Source organism: Nocardioides sp., assembly GCF_047607185.1.
Lineage (GTDB): Bacteria > Actinomycetota > Actinomycetes > Propionibacteriales > Nocardioidaceae > Nocardioides.
On record NZ_JASGDQ010000003.1, the window covers coordinates 1 to 17,748 of the forward strand.

Here is a 17,748-nt window from a genome sequence, read left to right on the forward strand (position 1 = left end):
AGTGCAGGCTTGGCCCCTGCACTTCTGCCGACTCGCGCCCCCTCAGACCTGCACTTCTGCCGACTCGGGCCTTCTCAGACCTGCACTTCTGCCGACTCGCGCCTCCTCGTGGTTAACAAAACACCCTCTTCGGGTATAGAAGTGAGGTAGGTCACAGACGATCACTCGGGGAGGGCATATGTCTCGAACGCGGCGAGTGTGTTGCGGTGCGCTGGCCGCGGTAGCGGCCTCGGCCACGCTGGCCGCCTGCGGCTCCAGCTCCGGCAAGCCCGAGTTGATCTGGTACGTCAACCCCGACGGCGGCGGCCAGGCCGACCTGGCGGAGGCGTGCAGCACCGACGACTACAAGATCACCACTCAGCAGCTGCCGCAGGACGCCAGCCAGCAGCGGATCCAGCTCGCCCGCCGGCTCAACGCCCATGACGACGCCATCGACCTGATGAGCCTCGACCCCGCATTCACCGCGGAGTTCGCCAACGCCGGCTATCTCGCCGAGATCCCCGAGGACCTGCAGGCCCAGCTCACGGACCAGTCCTTCCAGGGCGCGGTCGACGCCTCCACCTGGGACGACCAGCTGGTGGTGGCGCCGTTCTGGTCCAACACCCAGGTGCTGTGGTACCGCAAGTCGGTCGCCGAGAAGGCCGGCCTCGACATGAGCCAGCCGGTCACCTGGGACCAGATCATCGACGCCGCCGTCCAGACCGGCACCAAGGTCGCGGTGCAGGCCAACAAGTACGAGGGCTACGTCGTCTGGATCAACGCCCTGATCGCGGGCGCCGGCGGCGACATCGTCAGCGACGTCACCGCCGGGGCGGATGCGAAGATCGACGTCGACTCCGACGCTGGGAAGGCCGCCGCCACGGTGATCCAGAAGCTCACCCACAGCGAGGCGGCGCCGGCCGACCTCTCGATCGCCCAGGAGGGCCAGTCGGGGGCCACCTTCGCCGGCAGCACGGGCGCCTTCCTGACCAACTGGACCTACATCTACGGCGCCGACAGCGAGACCATGGGCGACGACCTCGGCTGGGCCCGCTATCCCGAGACGGTCGAGGGCGAGGACTCCCGTCCGCCGTACGGCGGCATCGGCATCGGCATCAGCCGCTACTCCTCCCACGTCGATCTGGCGATGCAGGCCGTCGAGTGCCTGACCTCGCCGGAGAGCCAGGGGAAGTACGCCGTCGCCGAGGGCAACATGCCGGCCAGCTCGGCGGGCTACGCCTACCCCGAACTCCAGGACAAGTACCCCGCCGACCTGCTCCAGCTCTTCCAGGACAGCGTCGACGCCGCGGCGCCACGGCCGGTGACGCCGTACTGGAGCGACATCTCCAGCGCGATGCAGTCCACCTGGCACCCGGCCAGCTCGGTCAACGACGAGACGCCGGCGAAGTCCGCGAAGTTCCTCGATGACGTGCTGCACGGAAGGAGCCTGCTGTGACCGCCGTACCCGTGCCCCGCAACGCCGCGGCGGCGACCGATCGGGCGGTCGCCGAGAACCGGCTGGGCCGGCGACTGGTGGCGCCCGCCGTGGTGGTGATGCTCATCGTCACCGCCTGGCCGATGATCCAGGCGCTCTACCTGTCGCTGTTCCGCTATCGGCTGACCACCCCCGACGACAAGGCGTTCGTCGGCATCGACAACTACCTCACGGTGCTGGGCGACTCGCTGTTCTGGAAGGACACCCTCAACACCGTGATCATCATGGTGGTCAGCGTCGCCGTCGAGCTGGTCATCGGCTTCGTCTTCGCGATGGTGATGCACCGGGTGATCTTCGCCCGCGGGATCATCCGCACCTCGATCCTGATCCCCTACGGCATCATCACCGTGGTCTCGGCGTTCGCCTGGCAGTTCGCGTTCAGCCTCAACAACGGCTTCGTCAACGGCTGGTTCGGCTGGCTGCCCGGCATCGGCGCGGACACCAACTGGTTCGGCAGCCACTGGCCGGCGATGTTCGCGATCATGGTCTCCGAGATCTGGAAGACCACGCCGTTCATGTCGCTGCTGCTGCTCGCCGGCCTCTCCCAGGTCTCCGAGGACATGCTTGAGGCGGCCCAGGTCGACGGCGCCACCTGGTGGCAGCGGCTGTGGAAGGTGATCATCCCCAACATGCGCGCGGCCATCATGGTGGCGGTGCTGTTCCGGGCGCTGGACGCCTTCCGGATCTTCGACAACATCTATGTGATGACCAAGGGCGCCCAGGACACCGAGTCCTCCTCGTTCCTGACCTATCGCCAGGTGATCGAGCAGTTCCAGCTCGGACTGGGCTCGGCGCTGTCGGTGCTGCTGTTCCTCACCGTGCTGCTGCTGGCGTTCCTCATCGTCAAGCTCTTCCGGGTCGATCTGGCCCGGGCCCGAGGGGAGGCGTGATGGCCCGCACCACCACCAAGTCGACGATCGGCACCTGGGTCGGCTTCATCGTCATCCTCGTCTGGTGCCTGCTGCCGGTGGTCTGGATCCTGTCGCTCTCCCTCAAGCCACTGGCCGAGACCAATGCCGGCAGCCCGCAGTTCCTGCCGAAGGACGCCACGCTGCAGAACTACCGCGACATCCTGCAGAACCACGACTTCCTCTACGCGCTGCTCAACTCCTTCGGCATCGCGGTCATCGCCACGGTGCTCTCGGTCATCTTCGCGACCCTGGCGGCGTACGCCATCGCCCGACTGGACTTCAAGGGCAAGCGGCTGGTGCTCTCCCTGGCGCTGGCGATCGCGATGTTCCCGGTGGTCTCGCTGGTGGGGCCGCTGTTCGACATGTGGCGCACCTTCCACCTGTTCAACACCTGGCCGGGCCTGATCGTCCCCTATATGACCTTCACGCTCCCGCTGGCGATCTGGACCCTGTCGGCGTTCTTCCGGGAGATCCCGTGGGAGATGGAGCAGGCCGCCCAGGTCGACGGCGCGACTCCGTGGCAGGCCTTCCGCAAGGTGATCGTGCCGCTGGCCGCGCCCGGGGTCTTCACCGCCGCGATCCTGACCTTCTTCTTCGCCTGGAACGAGTTCGTCCTGGCGATCTCGCTGACCTCGACGACCTCGGCGCGCACGGTCCCGGCGCAGATGTCGTTCTTCGTCGGCAGCGACCCGTTCAACCCGCCCTACGGCCAGCTCGCGACGGCCTCGGTGATCGTCACGATCCCGATCGTCATCATCGTCCTGCTCTTCCAGCGCAAGATCGTCGCCGGACTCACCTCCGGCGCAGTGAAGGGGTGACCCCATGGCGTCCATCACCATGAACCACATCGTCAAGCAGTACGGCGACGGCTTCCCGGCCGTCAACGACGTCTCGATCGACGTCGCGGACGGGGAGTTCATGATCCTCGTCGGGCCGTCGGGCTGCGGGAAGTCGACGCTGCTGCGGATGATCGTCGGCCTGGAGGACATCACCTCCGGCGACATGCTCATCGGCGACCGCCGCGTCAACGACCTGGCGCCACGCGACCGCAACCTGGCGATGGTGTTCCAGAACTACGCCCTCTATCCCCACCTGACGGTCTACGAGAACATCGCCTTCCCGCTGCGGCTGGCCGGTGTCTCGGAGGCCGAGGTCGACCGGCAGGTGCGGGAGGCGTCCGACACCCTCGAGCTCAACGAGCACCTCGACCGCAAGCCCAGCAACCTCTCCGGCGGCCAGCGGCAGCGCGTGGCGATGGGGCGGGCGATCGTGCGCAACGCCGACGCCTTCCTCTTCGACGAGCCGCTGTCCAACCTGGACGCGAAGCTGCGCGGCCAGATGCGCACCGAGATCGCCCGGCTGCAGAAGCGGCTGGGCATCACCACCGTCTACGTCACCCACGACCAGACCGAGGCGATGACGCTGGGCGACCGGGTCGCGGTGCTCAAGCGCGGGGTGCTGCAGCAGCTGGCGACCCCACGCGAGCTCTACGACAACCCGGGCAACCTCTTCGTGGCCGGCTTCATCGGCTCGCCGCCGATGAACTTCCTGCCCGCCACCGTCGAGGGCACCACGCTCAAGCTGCCCTTCGGTGAGATCGAGCTCCCCGCGGAGCGGGCCGAGCGCGCGGCGGGCCGCGGCCTGCTGATCGCGGGCATCCGGCCGGAGAGCTTCGCCGAGGCCTCTGCGCCGCACGCCCGGGAGGTCTCCGACGCCAACACCTTCGACGCGACCATCGACGTGGTGGAGTGGCTCGGCAACGAGACCTACGCCTATCTGCCCTTCGAGGCGCCGCCGGAGGTCCTCCAGCAGCTCCAGCAGCTGGAGCAGGAGCTCGACGGCGAGGTGGTGCGCACCCAGCTGGTGGTCACCCTCGACGGCGCCAGCGAGGTGAAGTCGGGCGACACGGTGAAGATCTGGGTCGACGCGGCGAAGGTCCATCTCTTCGACCCGGCGACCAGCGAGAGCCTGACCGTCGACCTGGCCAAGGCCGGCAAGATCCCCGGCCTGGCCGACACCGTGTCGTAGTCACCGACGCCACAGGCTGCGCTTGCCGCGCAGCTGCTTGCGCTCGACCGACACGCCGCCCCAGATGGCCAGGCCCTTGACCCGGATCGTCGGGGAGTCGGCGGTGAGCTGCGGGTGCACCAGGCCCGACGGCCCGCTGTAGCCGCCCATGATGCCGGTGCCCTCGACCACGACGTTCTGATCCGGACCGACGATGACGGTGCCGCCGCCCATGAACGCGTTGATGATGACGACCACCTCGCGGGTGGCGAAGACCGCCTCGCGGTAGTCGAGGGTGGTGCCGCCCATGAAGCAGTTGACGGTCATCGCGACCGGCGGGGTCCAGACGCCGCCGCGGTCGAGTCCGCTCATGATCGCCAGGTGCGACTCCGAGGGAACGACCAGCGGCGAGCCGGAGCGCTGCGCGTCGGCCGGCAGGTGGTTGTCGGCGGGCAGGTCCATGGTGATCGGCACCAGGTCGCCGTACGTCTTGGCTTGATGGGTCGCCTCGATCCGCTGGTCGAGCTCGTCGATGGTGATGCGGCCCTCCCCCGCCGCCTGGCGCAGGATCTCCTCGACCCGGAACCGGTCCTGGTCGGAGATCCGCAGCCGCGAGGGGTCAGGGGTGCTCACGGCGGCAAGCGTAGTCGGGATTACGCTTGCGATTCGTGGCGACCACTCCTGATTTCTCCTATTCGGACCTGCTGCCGGCGCATCACGACGACACCCCCTACCGGCTGGTGACGGCCGAGGGTGTCGCCACCTTCGAGGCCGATGGCCGCACCTTCCTCAAAGTGGAGCCCGAGGCGCTGCGGCGGCTCGCCTACGAGGCCATCCACGACATCCAGCACTACCTGCGGCCCGCGCACCTGGCGCAGCTGCGCAAGATCATCGACGACCCCGAGTCGTCGGGCAACGACCGCTTCGTCGCGCTCGACCTGCTCAAGAACGTCAACATCTCCGCGGGCGGCATCCTGCCGATGTGCCAGGACACCGGCACCGCGATCGTGATGGGCAAGAAGTCCGAGGGCGTGCTCACCGGCGCCGACGACGGCGAGGCGATCGCCCGGGGGATCTACGACGCCTACACGAAACTCAACCTGCGCTACTCGCAGATGGCGCCGATCAGCACGTACGACGAGGTGCCGACCGGCAACAACCTCCCCGCCCAGATCGAGCTCTACTCCACGCCCGGCACTGGCGCGCCGGAGTATCACTTCCTGTTCATGGCCAAGGGCGGCGGCTCGGCGAACAAGTCGTTCCTCTACCAGGAGACCAAGGCCATCCTGAACCCGTCGCGGCTGCTGGCCTTCCTGGACGAGAAGCTGAAGTCGCTGGGCACGGCCGCCTGCCCGCCGTACCATCTCGCCGTCGTCATCGGCGGCACCAGCGCCGAGCACACGCTGAAGACCGCCAAGCTGGCCTCCGCGCACTACCTCGACCACCTGCCGACCGAGGGCGACCGCTCGGGCCATGGCATCCGCGACCCGAAACTGGAGGAGGAGATCTTCAAGCTGACCCAGTCCTTCGGGATCGGCGCCCAGTTCGGCGGGAAGTACTTCTGCCACGACGTCCGCGTGGTCCGGCTGCCCCGTCACGGCGCCTCGCTGCCCGTCGCGATCGCGGTGTCCTGCTCGGCCGACCGCCAGGCGCTCGGCAAGATCACCCCCGAGGGCGTCTTCCTCGAGCAGCTGGAGACCGACCCGGCGCGCTACCTCCCCGACACCACCGAGCAGCACCTCATCGCCGGCGGCGAGGTCGTGCCGATCGACCTGACGATGCCGATGTCCTCGATCCTGGCGGAGCTGTCCAAGCACCCGGTGAAGACGCGGCTCTCGCTCACCGGGCCGCTGGTGGTGGCGCGCGACATCGCGCACGCCAAGATCAAGGAGCGGCTCGACGCCGGCGAGTCGATGCCGTCCTACCTCAAGGACCACCCGGTCTACTACGCCGGCCCGGCCAAGACCCCGGAGGGCTACGCGTCGGGCTCGTTCGGGCCGACCACGGCCGGCCGGATGGACTCCTATGTCGACCAGTTCCAGGCCGCCGGCGGCTCCATGGTCATGCTCGCCAAGGGCAACCGCTCCAAGGTGGTGGCCGAGGCCTGCGGCAGGTACGGCGGCTTCTACCTCGGCTCCATCGGCGGACCCGCCGCCCGGCTGGCGCAGGACTGCATCAAGTCGGTCGAGGTGCTGGAGTACCCCGAGCTCGGTATGGAGGCGATCTGGAAGATCGAGGTCGAGGACTTCCCCGCCTTCATCGTGGTCGACGACAAGGGCAACGACTTCTTCACCGACCCCTCCGGGACGACCACCATCCCGATGACCGGCATCCGGGTCCGCTCCGCGCAATAGCGGGCGTCATCGGAGGTGGCTGCCTGGGCGACCGGCTCGTAGGACGTCGCTCGCAGCGCGCGCTGATCAGGATCGGGACGCGAGCAGACCGCTGATCACCGCTGCGCCGGTCTCGGCGTCGTCCACGGTGACAGCGAGGTCGGTGCTGCCGCGGCGGTGCAGCACGATGCCGGGGCCGCGGCGGATCACGATCGCCGAGCCCCGCCGGCTCAGCCGGTGGCCCCAGCCACCCCACCTGATCGGCTCGATCTCCTCCGCCGCGGCGCCCTCGATCCGCTCGATCCGGGTCCGGAACGCCGGCCAGGGCATCCCTCCCAGCCGCGCCACCACGCCGTCGTTGTCGACCCGTACGTCGACCCGGCGGCACCACCCGAGGGCGAGCCCGGCGACCAGCAGACTGACCCCGAGCACGAGCAGCGTGCCGAATGCGGCTCCCGAGACCGTCCAGGCGACGGCGAGGAGTACGACGCCGCAGGCCAGCACCACGCCGGCGGCCGACCCGACCGCCCTCGACGTCGCGCTGCCGAGCCACACCACCCGCTCGCCCGGCGCGACCGGGAGGACCGGGGCGTCCTCGGCGGCGGTCTCCGGACGCGGCCCGGGCGGCGTCAGTCGCCACACCAGCAGCCCGGCGGCGAGGCTGGTCAGGACGGCCGGCAGCAGGTGCGTCGCGCCGGAGCGGATCTCCCGCGGGTCGGCGACGCCGCGCGCCGAGAGCAGGGTGTCCACGCCGATCACCGCGAAGAGCCAGGCGAGACAGCCGAGCAGCCCGGTCACGACGGACGCGCCGGGCACCCGGAGCCTGACGGCGGCGGCCACGCCCACGACTCCCAGCACCACGACCAGCGGCAACAGCCAGCCGACGAAGCCGCCGGCGCTCTGGAAGCCATCGGGCACGCCGTCGAGGCCGAAGTGAGTGGCCAGCCGGTCGGGCAGGTCGTCGCGGACGACCAGCCAGACCGCCACGAGTCCGATCGGGGCGAGCGCCATCGCCGCCGCAGCCGCCAGTCGTCGTACCTGCTGGGTCATGAGCCGACCTTCCTGATCTCGTCGAGCAGCTGCTCGCGGCTGAGTCCGAGCCGGGTCGCGGTGGCGACCAGCTCGCCGATCTGGGCGCGGAGCCTCGCCAGTTGCGAGGTCGCCAGGCCGGTGACGTGGGCGCCGCGGCCACGTCTGAGCTCGACCAGCCCCTCCTCGCGCAGCATGGCGTAGGCCCGCAGCACGGTGTGCATGTTGACGTCGAGCCCCGCCGCCAGCTCTCTGGCGGGCGGCAGCCGGTCGCCCACCCCGAGGGTGCCGTCGGCCAGCTGGCCGCGCAGCTGGCCGGCGATCTGCTCGGCGAGCCCGACCGCCGACGCCGGGTCGACCCTGATCAACATCAGTCATGGGCCACTCGATCGGTCGCAGGATGCCCGACACGCCGACTTGAGGCGTGTCGTGCCGGCCTGCCGCCCCGCGCCGTGGCCCCTAGACAACGCGGCAGGCGAGCCGGCGAAGCTCCTCGACCACCGATCGAGGGGCGAGCACGACCTGGCGCCAGGTGTAGCGCAGCACGATCCAGTCGGCGAGCACCAACTGGTTGTAGCGGCGACAGTCCCGCTCGAAGGCCACTCGGTCGCCGTGGAACTCCCAGGAGTCGGCCTCCAGCGCAATGCCTCGCAGCGGGTCGGCGACGTCGACGTGGAAGGGACCGATCTCCCACTGTGGCACCACGTCGAGACCTGCCTCGATCGCGAGCCCACGGAGCATCGACTCGAACGGGTTGGCCGCCCGGGCGTCGGCAAGGGCGACGACGCGGCGGACCTCTGCCTCGTTGCCGCGACACCAGTGGGCGGCCGCTTCGTCGAGCTGCCGCCATGTGACGGCGCCGTGCCGCAGCGCCGAGTCGGCGACCGCCAGGGCCTCGGCGAAGGGCAGGTCGCGCGCACAGAGCAACACGGTCAGCACCGGGGAGGTGGCCAGGCCGTCGACCTCGCCGGGGCGCGGCACCAGCTCCCAGGTCTCCGGGCGAGCCAATGACAGCGGCGGGCGCGTTCCCGGCGGGACGATGAGCTGCGGCCACTGTGTCGGGAGGGCCACCTCCCAGCCATGGTGCGTGGCTGCGCTGAGATGGCTCAGATGACCACCGAGCTCCCGCGCTGCGGTCAGCCCCAGGTCCCCACCGGGCAGGGCGTAGCGGCCTCGGCACACGCGGACGACCAGGCCCTTGTCGAGCGCGACGCGCAGCTGTTTGCGGGAGACGGACGTCAGCAGGGCGCGGTACGACGAGATCCCGCCCAGCTCCGTCAGCGCGCTCACCACGTCCACCCGGCGAGCGTCCCAACGGCCACTGATGCCGGCAACTCGTTCTCCACAGGGGCCACAACCACGGCCTCGGAGACGACGACACGCAGACGACGTACGGCGTGTCGCACGTCGGCGAGCGTCCGCGTGGCCCCTTGAGAGACTGACCCCATGGAGGAACTGGCCCGAGCTGAACGGAGTGATCGTGAACCAGGAATTCCGCATCGAGCACGACAGCATGGGTGACGTCCGGGTGCCGAAGGACGCCCTGTGGCGGGCGCAGACCCAGCGCGCGGTGGAGAACTTCCCGATCAGCGGCACCCCGCTGGAGCCCGCGCTGATCCACGCCATCGCGCGCGTGAAAGCCGCCGCGGCCCGGGTCAACGCCGATCTTGGCGTGATCACCCGCGAGCAGGCCGACGCGATCGACGCGGCGGCGGAGATGATCGCCGTCGGGGAGTACGACGACCAGTTCCCGATCGACGTGTTCCAGACCGGCTCGGGCACCTCCTCGAACATGAATGCCAACGAGGTGATCGCCTCGCTCGCCGCCCGCGAGGGGGTGACCGTGCACCCCAACGACCACGTCAACGCCTCGCAGTCCTCCAACGACACCTTCCCGACCGCCATCCATGTCGCGGCGGCGGTCGCGGTGACCTCCCAGCTGCTGCCGGCGATCGACGTGCTCGCCTCGTCGCTGTCGCGCAAGGCGACGGAGTTCGCCGGGCTGGTGAAGTCCGGCCGCACCCACCTGATGGACGCCACGCCGGTGACGCTGGGGCAGGAGTTCGGGGGCTATGCCGCGACGGTGCGCTATGCCGCCGAGCGACTGGACGCCGTACTCCCCCGGGTGCGGGAGCTGCCGCTGGGCGGCACCGCGGTCGGCACCGGGATCAACACCCCGGCCGGCTTCCCCCAGGCGGTGATCACCGCGCTGTCGCAGGCCACCGGGCAGCCGTTCACCGAAGCCCGCAACCACTTCGAGGCCCAAGGCACCCGCGATTCGCTGGTCGAACTCTCCGGCGTGCTGAAGACGCTGGCGGTGGGCCTGATCAAGATCAACAACGACCTGCGCTGGATGTCGTCGGGGCCGACCACCGGCCTGGCCGAGATCCACCTGCCCGACCTCCAGCCCGGCTCGAGCATCATGCCCGGCAAGGTCAATCCGGTGCTGCCCGAGGCGACCCTGATGGTCGCCTTCCAGGTGATCGGCAACGACGCGGCGGTCACCGCCGCCGGCGCCTCCGGGGCGTTCGAGCTCAACGTCGCCATGCCGGTCATCGCTCGCAATGTGCTGGAGTCGATCCGGCTGCTGTCAGCCTCGATGACGGTGCTGGCGGAGCGGACCATCGGCGGCATCGCCGCCGACGCCGACCGGCTGCGTGCCTACGCCGAGTCCTCGCCGAGCATCGTCACGCCGCTGAACAAGTACGTCGGCTACGAGGCAGCGGCGAAGATCGCCAAGCAGGCGTTGGCCGACGGCGCCACGATCCGCGAGACCGTGATCAAGCTCGGGTACGTCGAGCGCGGGGACCTGACCCTGGAGCAGCTCGACGCCGCCCTCGACCTGATGTCGATGACCCACCCCTAATCTCTGAAGGTCCTGGAAGTTGGCCGGTTCTCAGACCAGCACTTCTGCCGACTCGCGCCCTAGTACCAGCCGTGGCTCTGGGAGTGCCCCCAGGCGGCACAGGGCGAGCCGTAGCGGGCCTGGATGTAGCCCAGACCCCACTTGATCTGCGTGACCGGGTTGGTGGCCCAGTCGGCGCCGACGGAGGCCATCTTCGAGCCGGGCAGCGCCTGCGGGATGCCGTGGGCGCCGGAGGAGGCGTTGTGGGCCAGCGGGTTCCAGTGGGACTCGCGCTCCCACAGCTTGTCCAGGCAGTCGAACTGCGAGGACGACCAGCCGTAGTCGGCGAGGAGCGCGCTGGCGATCGCCTTCGGGTCGCCCGTGGCGGCATCGACGGTCTCGCTGATCGCCTGGACCTCGGTCTGCGCGGCGGCGGCGAGGGCCGCGGCCTTCTCCGGGTCGGCGGCCTCACGGCGGTCGCTGCGCGAAACCGGCGCCTCCCGCCGTACGACGTCGGCGGACTGCGAGGACCACGCCGGGGCGCTCACCGTGGCGGCCACGACCGAGGCGTCGCCAGACCCGGCGGCGACGCCACCGACCACGACGGCTGCCGTCGCCGCGGCGGCAAGGCCTCCGATGGCGACGACCGCCCGAACCGCCTTCCGGGGTGCGTCGATCGTCGCGTGCCGATGCCTCGGCGCGGCGTGCTTCGACAACTTCTCACCCTTGGGGTCGGTGGGACGGACCCGCCCACCTTGCCCGATCCGGCGCGGCCTCGCAAAAGAAACACGACGTTCTCGACGACCAGTTGAGCACACCAGTCACAACAGCCCCACAAGCCCCAGTAAACGTCATCCGACCCGGCTGGGTCGGATGACGTTGGGCGAGGGTCAGAGCACCGAGGACTCCAGCATCTCGGTGACCAGCGCGGCGATCGGCGAGCGCTCGGAGCGGGTCAGCGTGACGTGGGCGAAGAGCGGGTGGCCCTTGAGCTTCTCGACCACCGCGACCACCCCGTCGTGGCGGCCGACCCGGAGGTTGTCGCGCTGGGCGACGTCGTGGGTGAGCACCACCTTGGAGTTGGCGCCGATCCGGGAGAGCACGGTGAGCAGCACGTTGCGCTCCAGCGACTGGGCCTCGTCGACGATGACGTAGGCGTCGTGCAGCGAGCGGCCGCGAATATGGGTCAGCGGCAGCACCTCGAGCATCCCCCGGTCGAGGACCTCGTCGATGACCTCCTGAGAGGTCATCGCGCCGAGGGTGTCGAAGACCGCCTGCGCCCAGGGCCCCATCTTCTCGGCCTCGGAGCCGGGCAGGTAGCCGAGTTCCTGGCCACCGACGGCGAACAGCGGCCGGAAGACGACCACCTTCTTGTGCTGACCGCGCTCCAGCACCGCCTCGAGCCCTGCGCACAGCGCCATCGCCGACTTGCCGGTGCCGGCGCGGCCGCCGAGGGAGACGATGCCGACCTCGGGGTCGAGCAGCATCTCCAGGGCGATCCGCTGCTCGGCCGAGCGGCCGTGGACGCCGAACGCCTCCCGGTCGCCGCGAACGAGGTGGACCATCTTGTCGGCGCCGACGCGGCCCAGTGCGGTGCCGCGGTCGGAGAGCAGCACCAGACCGGTGTGGCAGGGCAGGTCGCGGGCCTGGTCGAGGTCGAGCACGCCGTCGTCGTACAACTCGTCGAGGTCGGCGGAGGTGACGTCGAGCTCGGCCATGCCGGAGTAGCCGGGGTCGGAGTCGGAGATGGCCTCGGCGCGGTACTCCTCCGCCTCCAGGCCGACCGCGGAAGCCTTGATCCGCAGCGGCAGGTCCTTGGAGACGAGTACGACGTCGGCGCCCTCGGCAGCGAGGTTCTTGGCGACCGCGAGGATGCGGGTGTCGTTGTCGCCGAGCCGGAAGCCGGAGGGCAGCGCCATCGGATCGGTGTGGTTGAGCTCGACGCGCAGCGAGCCGCCCTCCTCGCCGACCGGGACCGGCTCGTCGAGCCGGCCGTGGCGGACCCGGAGATCATCGAGGGCGCGCAGCGCGGCGCGGGCGAAGAAGCCCAGCTCGGGGTGGTGCCGCTTCCCCTCCAGCTCGGTGATGACGACGACCGGGAGGACGACCTCGTGCTCGGCGAACCGCCTGAGCGCGCCCGGATCGGCGAGCAACACGCTGGTGTCGAGGACGTAGGTCTTGACGGTCCGCTTCTTCTTGGCCTGAGCCGGCACGCGGTTCACCCCTCACGGACCGCAGACAGGCACCCCGTGCCCGGTCCTCACTCAACGCAGGTGGACCGGGAGGATGCCCGAAGACCGGGGTGCCGGCCTCCTTCGACACGACGCACCTGAGTGTGCCGAGTCATCTGGTCGTGAGTCTTCACGAACGGGCCTCCCGATGTGGCGAGCTTCCCCGCTCGCCACACTCGGAAAGTACGCCGTGACCATGTCACCAGGTGGCGACACGCCCGTGTCGTGCGTGAACTCTTCGTTTCGGGATTGGGTCGCCAGGAGCCACTACAGGCCCAGCCGGCGGTCGCGCAGCGCGTAGGCCCGCAGCGCCCGCAGGAAGTCGACCCGCCGGAAGTCGGGCCAGTAGGCCTCGCAGAAGTAGAACTCGCTCTTGGCCGACTGCCACAGCAGGAAGCCACCCAGCCGCTGCTCGCCGCTGGTGCGGATGACCAGGTCGGGATCGGGCTGGCCGGCGGTGTAGAGATGGTCGGCGATGTGCTCGACGGTGACCTCCTGAGCGAGTTCCTCCAGCGAGGTGCCCTTGACGGCGTGCTCGGCCAGCAGGGAGCGGACCGCGTCGGCGATCTCGCGCCGTCCGCCGTACCCCACCGCGACGTTGACCAACATGCCGTCCACGTCGCGGGTGGCCTCCTCGGCTGCCTTCAGCCGCTCGGCGGTGGAGGCGGGCAGCAGGTCCAGGGCGCCGACCGGGTGCAGCCGCCACCGACGCTGGTCGACGAGAGAGTCGACCGCCTCCTCGATGATCTGCAGCAGCGGCTCAAGCTCGGCCGGGGGCCGATTGAGGTTGTCGGTGGACAGCAGCCACAGCGTGACCACCTCGATGCCCACCTCCTCGCACCAGGTCAGCAGCGGCTCGATATTGGCGGCGCCGGCGCGGTGGCCGTGGGCGGTGTCGCGCCCGACCGCCTTGGCCCAGCGACGGTTGCCGTCGAGCATGACCCCGACGTGCTTGGGGAGGCTGCCACCCGGAAGCCTGCGGAGCATGCGCGCCTCGTAGGCGGGGTAGAGCACCTTGCGGAGCCCGCGCTTCCAATCGGCCACGGCCACCAAGAGTAGACCCGGATTCGCCCTGACTTCACCGAACGGCGGGTAATCTCGGGGCATGAGCGACCCGATGTCGACCAGGCTGGAGCGGGGCAGGGAGGCGGTTCGCGACTTCGCGGACGCCGTCTCCGACACCTTTGCCGAGGTCAAGCCGAAGCTGCGCGGCTGGCTCCACGCCGGCATCGCGCCGCTGGTGCTGGCCGCCGGCATCGTGCTCGTCGTACTGGCGCCCGACGGCGCTCCGAAGGTCGGCGCCACCGTCTACACCACCACGGCCCTGCTGGTCTTCACCGTCTCGGCGGTCTACCACCGCGGCCACTGGGGACGGCGCGCACACGCGTTCCTCAAGCGGTGGGACCACGCCAACATCTTCCTGCTCATCGCCGGCTCCTACACGCCGTTCACGCTGCTCCTGCTCGACGGCTCCACCCGGGTGGCGCTGCTCTCGACCGTGTGGGCCGGGGCGGTCCTCGGCTGCCTGTTCCGGATCTTCTGGAACGACGCCCCCCGCTGGCTCTACGTGCCGATCTACCTCGCGATGGGGTGGGCGGCGATCTTCTTCATCCCCGCCTTCTTCAGTGGCGCCACCGCGCTCGGCTTGGGCATCGGCATCGCCGTCTTCACCCTGATCTGCGTCGGCGGTGTGCTCTACACCCTCGGCGGCGTGGTCTACGGCACCAAGTGGCCCGACCCGTCGCCGCGCTGGTTCGGCTTCCACGAGGTGTTCCACGGCTTCACAGTGCTGGCCTTCGCCGCCCACTACACCGGCGTGTCGATCGCGACCTACGCGCTGCGCTGAGCCAGGTCGGCGGGGTCGGTCACCGGGCGCTCGCAGACGAAGCCACGGCAGAGGTACGCCGCCGGGCGGCCGTCGACCTCGGTCCGGCCCGCCAGCAGCGGGATGTCGTCGCGGGGCCCGTCGGTTACCAGCACGACCGCGCCGGGGCGGCGCCGGGCGGCCGCGGCGAGCGCGTCGCGGGCCGGGCCCGGGGATCCGACGACGGCGATCTCCTCGGGCCCGTCGGCCATCGTGATCGCCGCCGCCAGCAGCCAGCCGGCGAACCTCGGCGCCCGCTCGATCAGCCCCGCCGCACTGCCGAGCGCGGCCTCGGCGGCGTCGCGGTAGCGGCCCTCGCCAGTCACCGCGTGGGCGGCGACCAGGGCATGGATCATCGCGCTGGTGCCGCTCGGCGAGGCGTTGTCGCCCGGGTCGCGGGGCCGGGTCAGCAGCGCCTCGGCGTCGGCGGCGGTGTCGTAGAAGCCGCCGTCCTCGGCCCGGAACAGCGTCAGTGCCGTGTCGAGCAGCGCGGTCGACCGGCGCAGCCAGACCGGGTCGCCGGTCGCCTGGAGCAGGTCGAGGAAGGCGGTCGCCACCAGCGCATAGTCCTCCAGCACCCCGGCATGACGGCCGGCCATGCCGTCGCGGGAAACCCGCAGCAGCCGGTCGCCGTCGAGGTGGAGGCCGGCCAGCAGCTCGCCGGCCACGACCGCCGCGTCGACGTACCTCTGCTCGTCCAGACGCAGGCCGGCGGCCACCAGGCCGCTGATCGCGAGCCCGTTCCAGGCGGCCACGACCTTGTCGTCGCGGGCCGGCCGGACGCGTTGCTCGCGTGCCTCTCGGAGTCGCGTCCGCACCGATCTCAGCCGCTCCGAGTCGGGCTCATGTCTCAGTTGGAGGGTCGACGCACCGTGTTCGAAGGTGCCCTGCTCGGTCACCTCGAAGACCTCGGCGGCCCAGTGGCCGTCATCCTCCCCCAGCGCCTCGACGAGCTGCGCGGGCGTCCAGACGTAGAACACACCCTCGCTGCTGTGCCCGTCGGCGTCGAGGCTGTCGGCGTCCAGCGCGGAGGCGAAGCCGCCCTCGGCGGTGCCCAGCTCGCGGAGCATCCAGTCGGCCGTCTCCCGGGCGACCCGGTCCCCCAGCGGCGTCCCGAGCCGGGCGTAGAGGCCGAGCAGCTGGCCGTTGTCGTAGAGCATCTTCTCGAAGTGCGGCACCACCCAGCCCCGGTCGACGCAGTAGCGTGCGAAGCCGCCGCCGAGCTGGTCGTAGAGCCCGCCCCGGGCCATCGCCGCCACGGTCCGGTCGAGCATCTGCCGTGCCCGGGTGTCGGGGCCGCGGTAGCGCCGCAGCGCCTCCAGCACCATGGTCGGCGGGAACTTCGGCGCTCCCCCGAATCCGCCGGCGAGCGGATCGAACTCGTCGGCCAGCCGCCCCACGGCGGCGTCGACCAGCTGCGGCGTCACCGGGCCGGCCGGCAGGGTCGCGGCGGCCGAGAGCTGCGCCCGGACCTGCCCCGCGATCCGTCGTACCTCCCCTTGTTGGTCGGCCCACGCCGTCGCGAGCGCCTCCAGCACCTGCCGAAACGACGGCTGCCCGTGTCGCGGCCGGTCCGGGAAGTAGGTGCCCGCGAAGAACGGGTCGCCGTCGTGATCGAGCACCACCGTCATCGGCCACCCGCCCTGCCCGGTCATCGCCTGGGTCGCGGCCATGTAGACCGCGTCCACGTCCGGCCGCTCCTCCCGGTCGACCTTGACCGCCACGAAGTGCTCATTGAGGTACGCCGCCAGGGCAGGGTCCTCGAAGGACTCATGGGCCATCACGTGGCACCAGTGGCAGGCGGCGTACCCGACGCTCAGCAGGACCGGCACGTCTCTTGCTCGTGCCTGCGCGAACGCCTCCGGCTCCCACTCCCACCAATCCACCGGATTCTGAGCGTGCTGGAGCAAGTACGGACTTGTCGCGTTGGCAAGACGGTTGGCCATTTCCCTGACTCCGGACGAGTGGCACGTGTATCACTTTGAGCCAAGTGATACACGAGAGTGATACACGAAGCAGATTCGGGCCCGATGGCCACTCACAAGTTGCCCACGCTCCTGGCTCAGGGCAAGCCCCGCACGCTCGGAGGCAGCGCGAGTCCCGCCTCAACGCCCACATCCTGGCCACCATCGGCGGCGTGACCCTCTCGAAGTGGCGGGTCGAGCACAGCCGGCTCGTGATGGAGAAGGGCGCGAAGACGATCTTCTCCCAACGAGGCCGCGAGGACCTGCGCGGCCAGCTCGCCGCGATGCGCAAGCTGGCGTGGCGGCTCAGCTGGCTCGACCGCAGCATCGACCCCCTCGACGGCTTGGAAATCGGGAAAGCCAATGTCCTGCATGGTGCAACGGCGCAGTACGTCGACCCGAGGCTCCGTCCGGAGACGCGACAGGTCAAAGCAATGGCCGACGCCGCCGACCAGCTCTGCAGCCCCGATGGCACCGACCCGCTGCTCACCCGACTCCCGCTGTTCGGCACGAAGATTCGCGTGGCAGGCTTCGGCGGCCTGCGCCTCGGCGAGCAGAACGCGTTGCGCGCCATCGATGTCTTCTTCGAGCACGGCTACGTCCACGTCAACGGCTCATGGATCACCCCGCGCGGTGCCGCCGGATTCCGTGGACCGGTGAAGAACCACACCCTCCACGAGGTGCCACTCCCGAAGTCGCTCCGGCGCGACGAACTCCTCCCCCGGGTCAAGGACTTGCTCGGCCTGCCCGCCAAGGCGTCGCTCCAGCAGGTCGCCAACGCGCAGGAAGAGGCACGCCAACGACGGGCGTCACTGGCTGCAAGCGAGAAGGACCGGAACCTCGCGTGGTGGAACTACCCGGTTGCACCCGAGGACGACCTGTGGCTCTTCGTCGACACCGAGACCGGCCTCCCCGTAAAGCCCGAGGCCCACACCCCGCGCAACAACTTCACCCTGCGCTGGCCGAGGAATAGTCAAGACCTGTGGATGGGCGTGTCACGCGACGTGCTGCTCACCTCCTGATTCGCGGGCGTCGTTGGCGGGCTGTTCGTCGTCTCGTTCGACCAGGACGCCGTTCTTGAAGGTCGCTC

16 protein-coding genes are annotated in these 17,748 nt (G+C 70.1%); 8 read left to right on the plus strand and 8 right to left on the minus strand.

Annotation, left to right across the window (positions count from 1 at the left end; translation table 11 throughout):
- Positions 1–178 precede the first annotated feature (178 nt).
- From QM595_RS00230 to QM595_RS00245, 4 genes are read left to right on the plus strand one after another with little or no spacing between them, the layout of a single operon-like run.
- Positions 179–1,435, plus strand: coding sequence for an extracellular solute-binding protein (locus QM595_RS00230; protein ID WP_415169501.1), 1,257 nt, complete (start codon positions 179–181; stop codon positions 1,433–1,435).
- On the plus strand, positions 1,432–2,364 hold the full coding sequence (locus QM595_RS00235) for a carbohydrate ABC transporter permease (RefSeq protein WP_415169502.1): 933 nt from the start codon (positions 1,432–1,434) through the stop codon (positions 2,362–2,364). The genes QM595_RS00230 and QM595_RS00235 overlap by 4 nt, the downstream gene beginning before the upstream one ends.
- Complete coding sequence (locus tag QM595_RS00240; RefSeq protein WP_415169503.1) at positions 2,364–3,203, plus strand: carbohydrate ABC transporter permease; 840 nt, start codon at positions 2,364–2,366, stop codon at positions 3,201–3,203. The genes QM595_RS00235 and QM595_RS00240 overlap by 1 nt, the downstream gene beginning before the upstream one ends.
- A gap of 4 nt (positions 3,204–3,207) precedes the next feature.
- Positions 3,208–4,413, plus strand: a complete 1,206-nt coding sequence (locus QM595_RS00245; protein WP_415169504.1) for an ABC transporter ATP-binding protein — start codon at positions 3,208–3,210, stop codon at positions 4,411–4,413.
- Here the strand turns inward: QM595_RS00245 and QM595_RS00250 are convergent, their stop codons facing one another.
- Entirely contained in the window at positions 4,414–5,025 is a 612-nt protein-coding gene (locus tag QM595_RS00250; RefSeq protein ID WP_415169505.1) for a DUF1707 SHOCT-like domain-containing protein, read from the minus strand.
- A gap of 35 nt (positions 5,026–5,060) precedes the next feature.
- Between QM595_RS00250 and QM595_RS00255 the strand changes: the two genes are divergently transcribed.
- Positions 5,061–6,746 carry a fumarate hydratase gene (locus QM595_RS00255; RefSeq protein ID WP_415169506.1) on the plus strand — a complete coding sequence of 562 codons (1,686 nt, stop codon included), beginning with the start codon at positions 5,061–5,063 and terminating at the stop codon, positions 6,744–6,746.
- 66 nt (positions 6,747–6,812) lie between these two features.
- On the opposite strand, the gene QM595_RS00260 is transcribed toward QM595_RS00255, so the two are convergent.
- From QM595_RS00260 to QM595_RS00270, 3 genes are all read right to left on the minus strand, one after another.
- Positions 6,813–7,775 (minus strand): DUF1648 domain-containing protein, encoded by a 963-nt coding sequence (locus QM595_RS00260; RefSeq protein ID WP_415169507.1) that lies wholly within the window; start codon positions 7,773–7,775, stop codon positions 6,813–6,815.
- The gene (locus QM595_RS00265; protein WP_415169508.1) at positions 7,772–8,125 is read right to left on the minus strand and encodes a GntR family transcriptional regulator; all 354 of its coding nucleotides are present in this window, start codon (positions 8,123–8,125) and stop codon (positions 7,772–7,774) included. The genes QM595_RS00260 and QM595_RS00265 overlap by 4 nt, the downstream gene beginning before the upstream one ends.
- 88 nt (positions 8,126–8,213) lie before the next feature.
- The gene (locus tag QM595_RS00270) at positions 8,214–9,053 is read right to left on the minus strand and encodes a hypothetical protein (RefSeq protein WP_415169509.1); all 840 of its coding nucleotides are present in this window, start codon (positions 9,051–9,053) and stop codon (positions 8,214–8,216) included.
- A 178-nt stretch (positions 9,054–9,231) separates the two neighbouring features.
- On the opposite strand from QM595_RS00270, the gene QM595_RS00275 reads away from it, so the two are divergent.
- Complete coding sequence (locus QM595_RS00275) at positions 9,232–10,620, plus strand: class II fumarate hydratase (RefSeq protein WP_415169516.1); 1,389 nt, start codon at positions 9,232–9,234, stop codon at positions 10,618–10,620.
- Between the two features lie 59 nt (positions 10,621–10,679).
- Here QM595_RS00275 and QM595_RS00280 read toward each other — a convergent pair whose 3' ends face one another.
- The 3 genes from QM595_RS00280 to QM595_RS00290 all read right to left on the minus strand — a co-directional run bounded on the left by QM595_RS00280 (position 10,680) and on the right by QM595_RS00290 (position 13,874).
- A complete protein-coding gene (locus QM595_RS00280) occupies positions 10,680–11,315 on the minus strand; it encodes a lytic transglycosylase domain-containing protein (RefSeq protein ID WP_415169510.1) in 636 nt (211 codons plus the stop codon).
- A gap of 174 nt (positions 11,316–11,489) precedes the next feature.
- Positions 11,490–12,821: a PhoH family protein gene (locus QM595_RS00285; protein ID WP_415169511.1), complete on the minus strand. Its 1,332-nt coding sequence runs from the start codon at positions 12,819–12,821 to the stop codon at positions 11,490–11,492.
- 276 nt (positions 12,822–13,097) lie between these two features.
- On the minus strand, positions 13,098–13,874 hold the full coding sequence (locus QM595_RS00290; RefSeq protein ID WP_415169512.1) for an isoprenyl transferase: 777 nt from the start codon (positions 13,872–13,874) through the stop codon (positions 13,098–13,100).
- Positions 13,875–13,935: 61 nt separating this feature from the next.
- Between QM595_RS00290 and trhA the strand changes: the two genes are divergently transcribed.
- Positions 13,936–14,676, plus strand: coding sequence for a PAQR family membrane homeostasis protein TrhA (gene trhA / locus QM595_RS00295; RefSeq protein WP_415169513.1), 741 nt, complete (start codon positions 13,936–13,938; stop codon positions 14,674–14,676).
- Here the strand turns inward: trhA and QM595_RS00300 are convergent.
- A complete protein-coding gene (locus QM595_RS00300) occupies positions 14,661–16,640 on the minus strand; it encodes a thioredoxin domain-containing protein (RefSeq protein WP_415169514.1) in 1,980 nt (659 codons plus the stop codon). The two genes, trhA and QM595_RS00300, sit on opposite strands and share 16 nt — an antisense overlap.
- A 191-nt stretch (positions 16,641–16,831) precedes the next feature.
- Between QM595_RS00300 and QM595_RS00305 the strand changes: the two genes are divergently transcribed.
- Positions 16,832–17,680, plus strand: coding sequence for a hypothetical protein (locus QM595_RS00305; protein WP_415169515.1), 849 nt, complete (start codon positions 16,832–16,834; stop codon positions 17,678–17,680).
- The last annotated feature ends 68 nt before the right edge of the window (positions 17,681–17,748 follow it).

Bases quoted from the DNA above. Each gene is read 5' to 3' on its own strand.
- QM595_RS00230 (WP_415169501.1), top strand. From the start codon at position 179: ATGTCTCGAACGCGGCGAGTGTGTTGCGGTGCGCTGGCCGCGGTAGCG.
- QM595_RS00240 (WP_415169503.1), top strand. From the start codon at position 2,364: ATGGCCCGCACCACCACCAAGTCGACGATCGGCACCTGGGTCGGCTTC.
- QM595_RS00245 (WP_415169504.1), top strand. From the start codon at position 3,208: ATGGCGTCCATCACCATGAACCACATCGTCAAGCAGTACGGCGACGGC.
- QM595_RS00260 (WP_415169507.1), bottom strand. From the start codon at position 7,775: ATGACCCAGCAGGTACGACGACTGGCGGCTGCGGCGGCGATGGCGCTC.
- QM595_RS00265 (WP_415169508.1), bottom strand. From the start codon at position 8,125: ATGTTGATCAGGGTCGACCCGGCGTCGGCGGTCGGGCTCGCCGAGCAG.
- trhA (WP_415169513.1), top strand. From the start codon at position 13,936: ATGAGCGACCCGATGTCGACCAGGCTGGAGCGGGGCAGGGAGGCGGTT.
- QM595_RS00300 (WP_415169514.1), bottom strand. From the start codon at position 16,640: ATGGCCAACCGTCTTGCCAACGCGACAAGTCCGTACTTGCTCCAGCAC.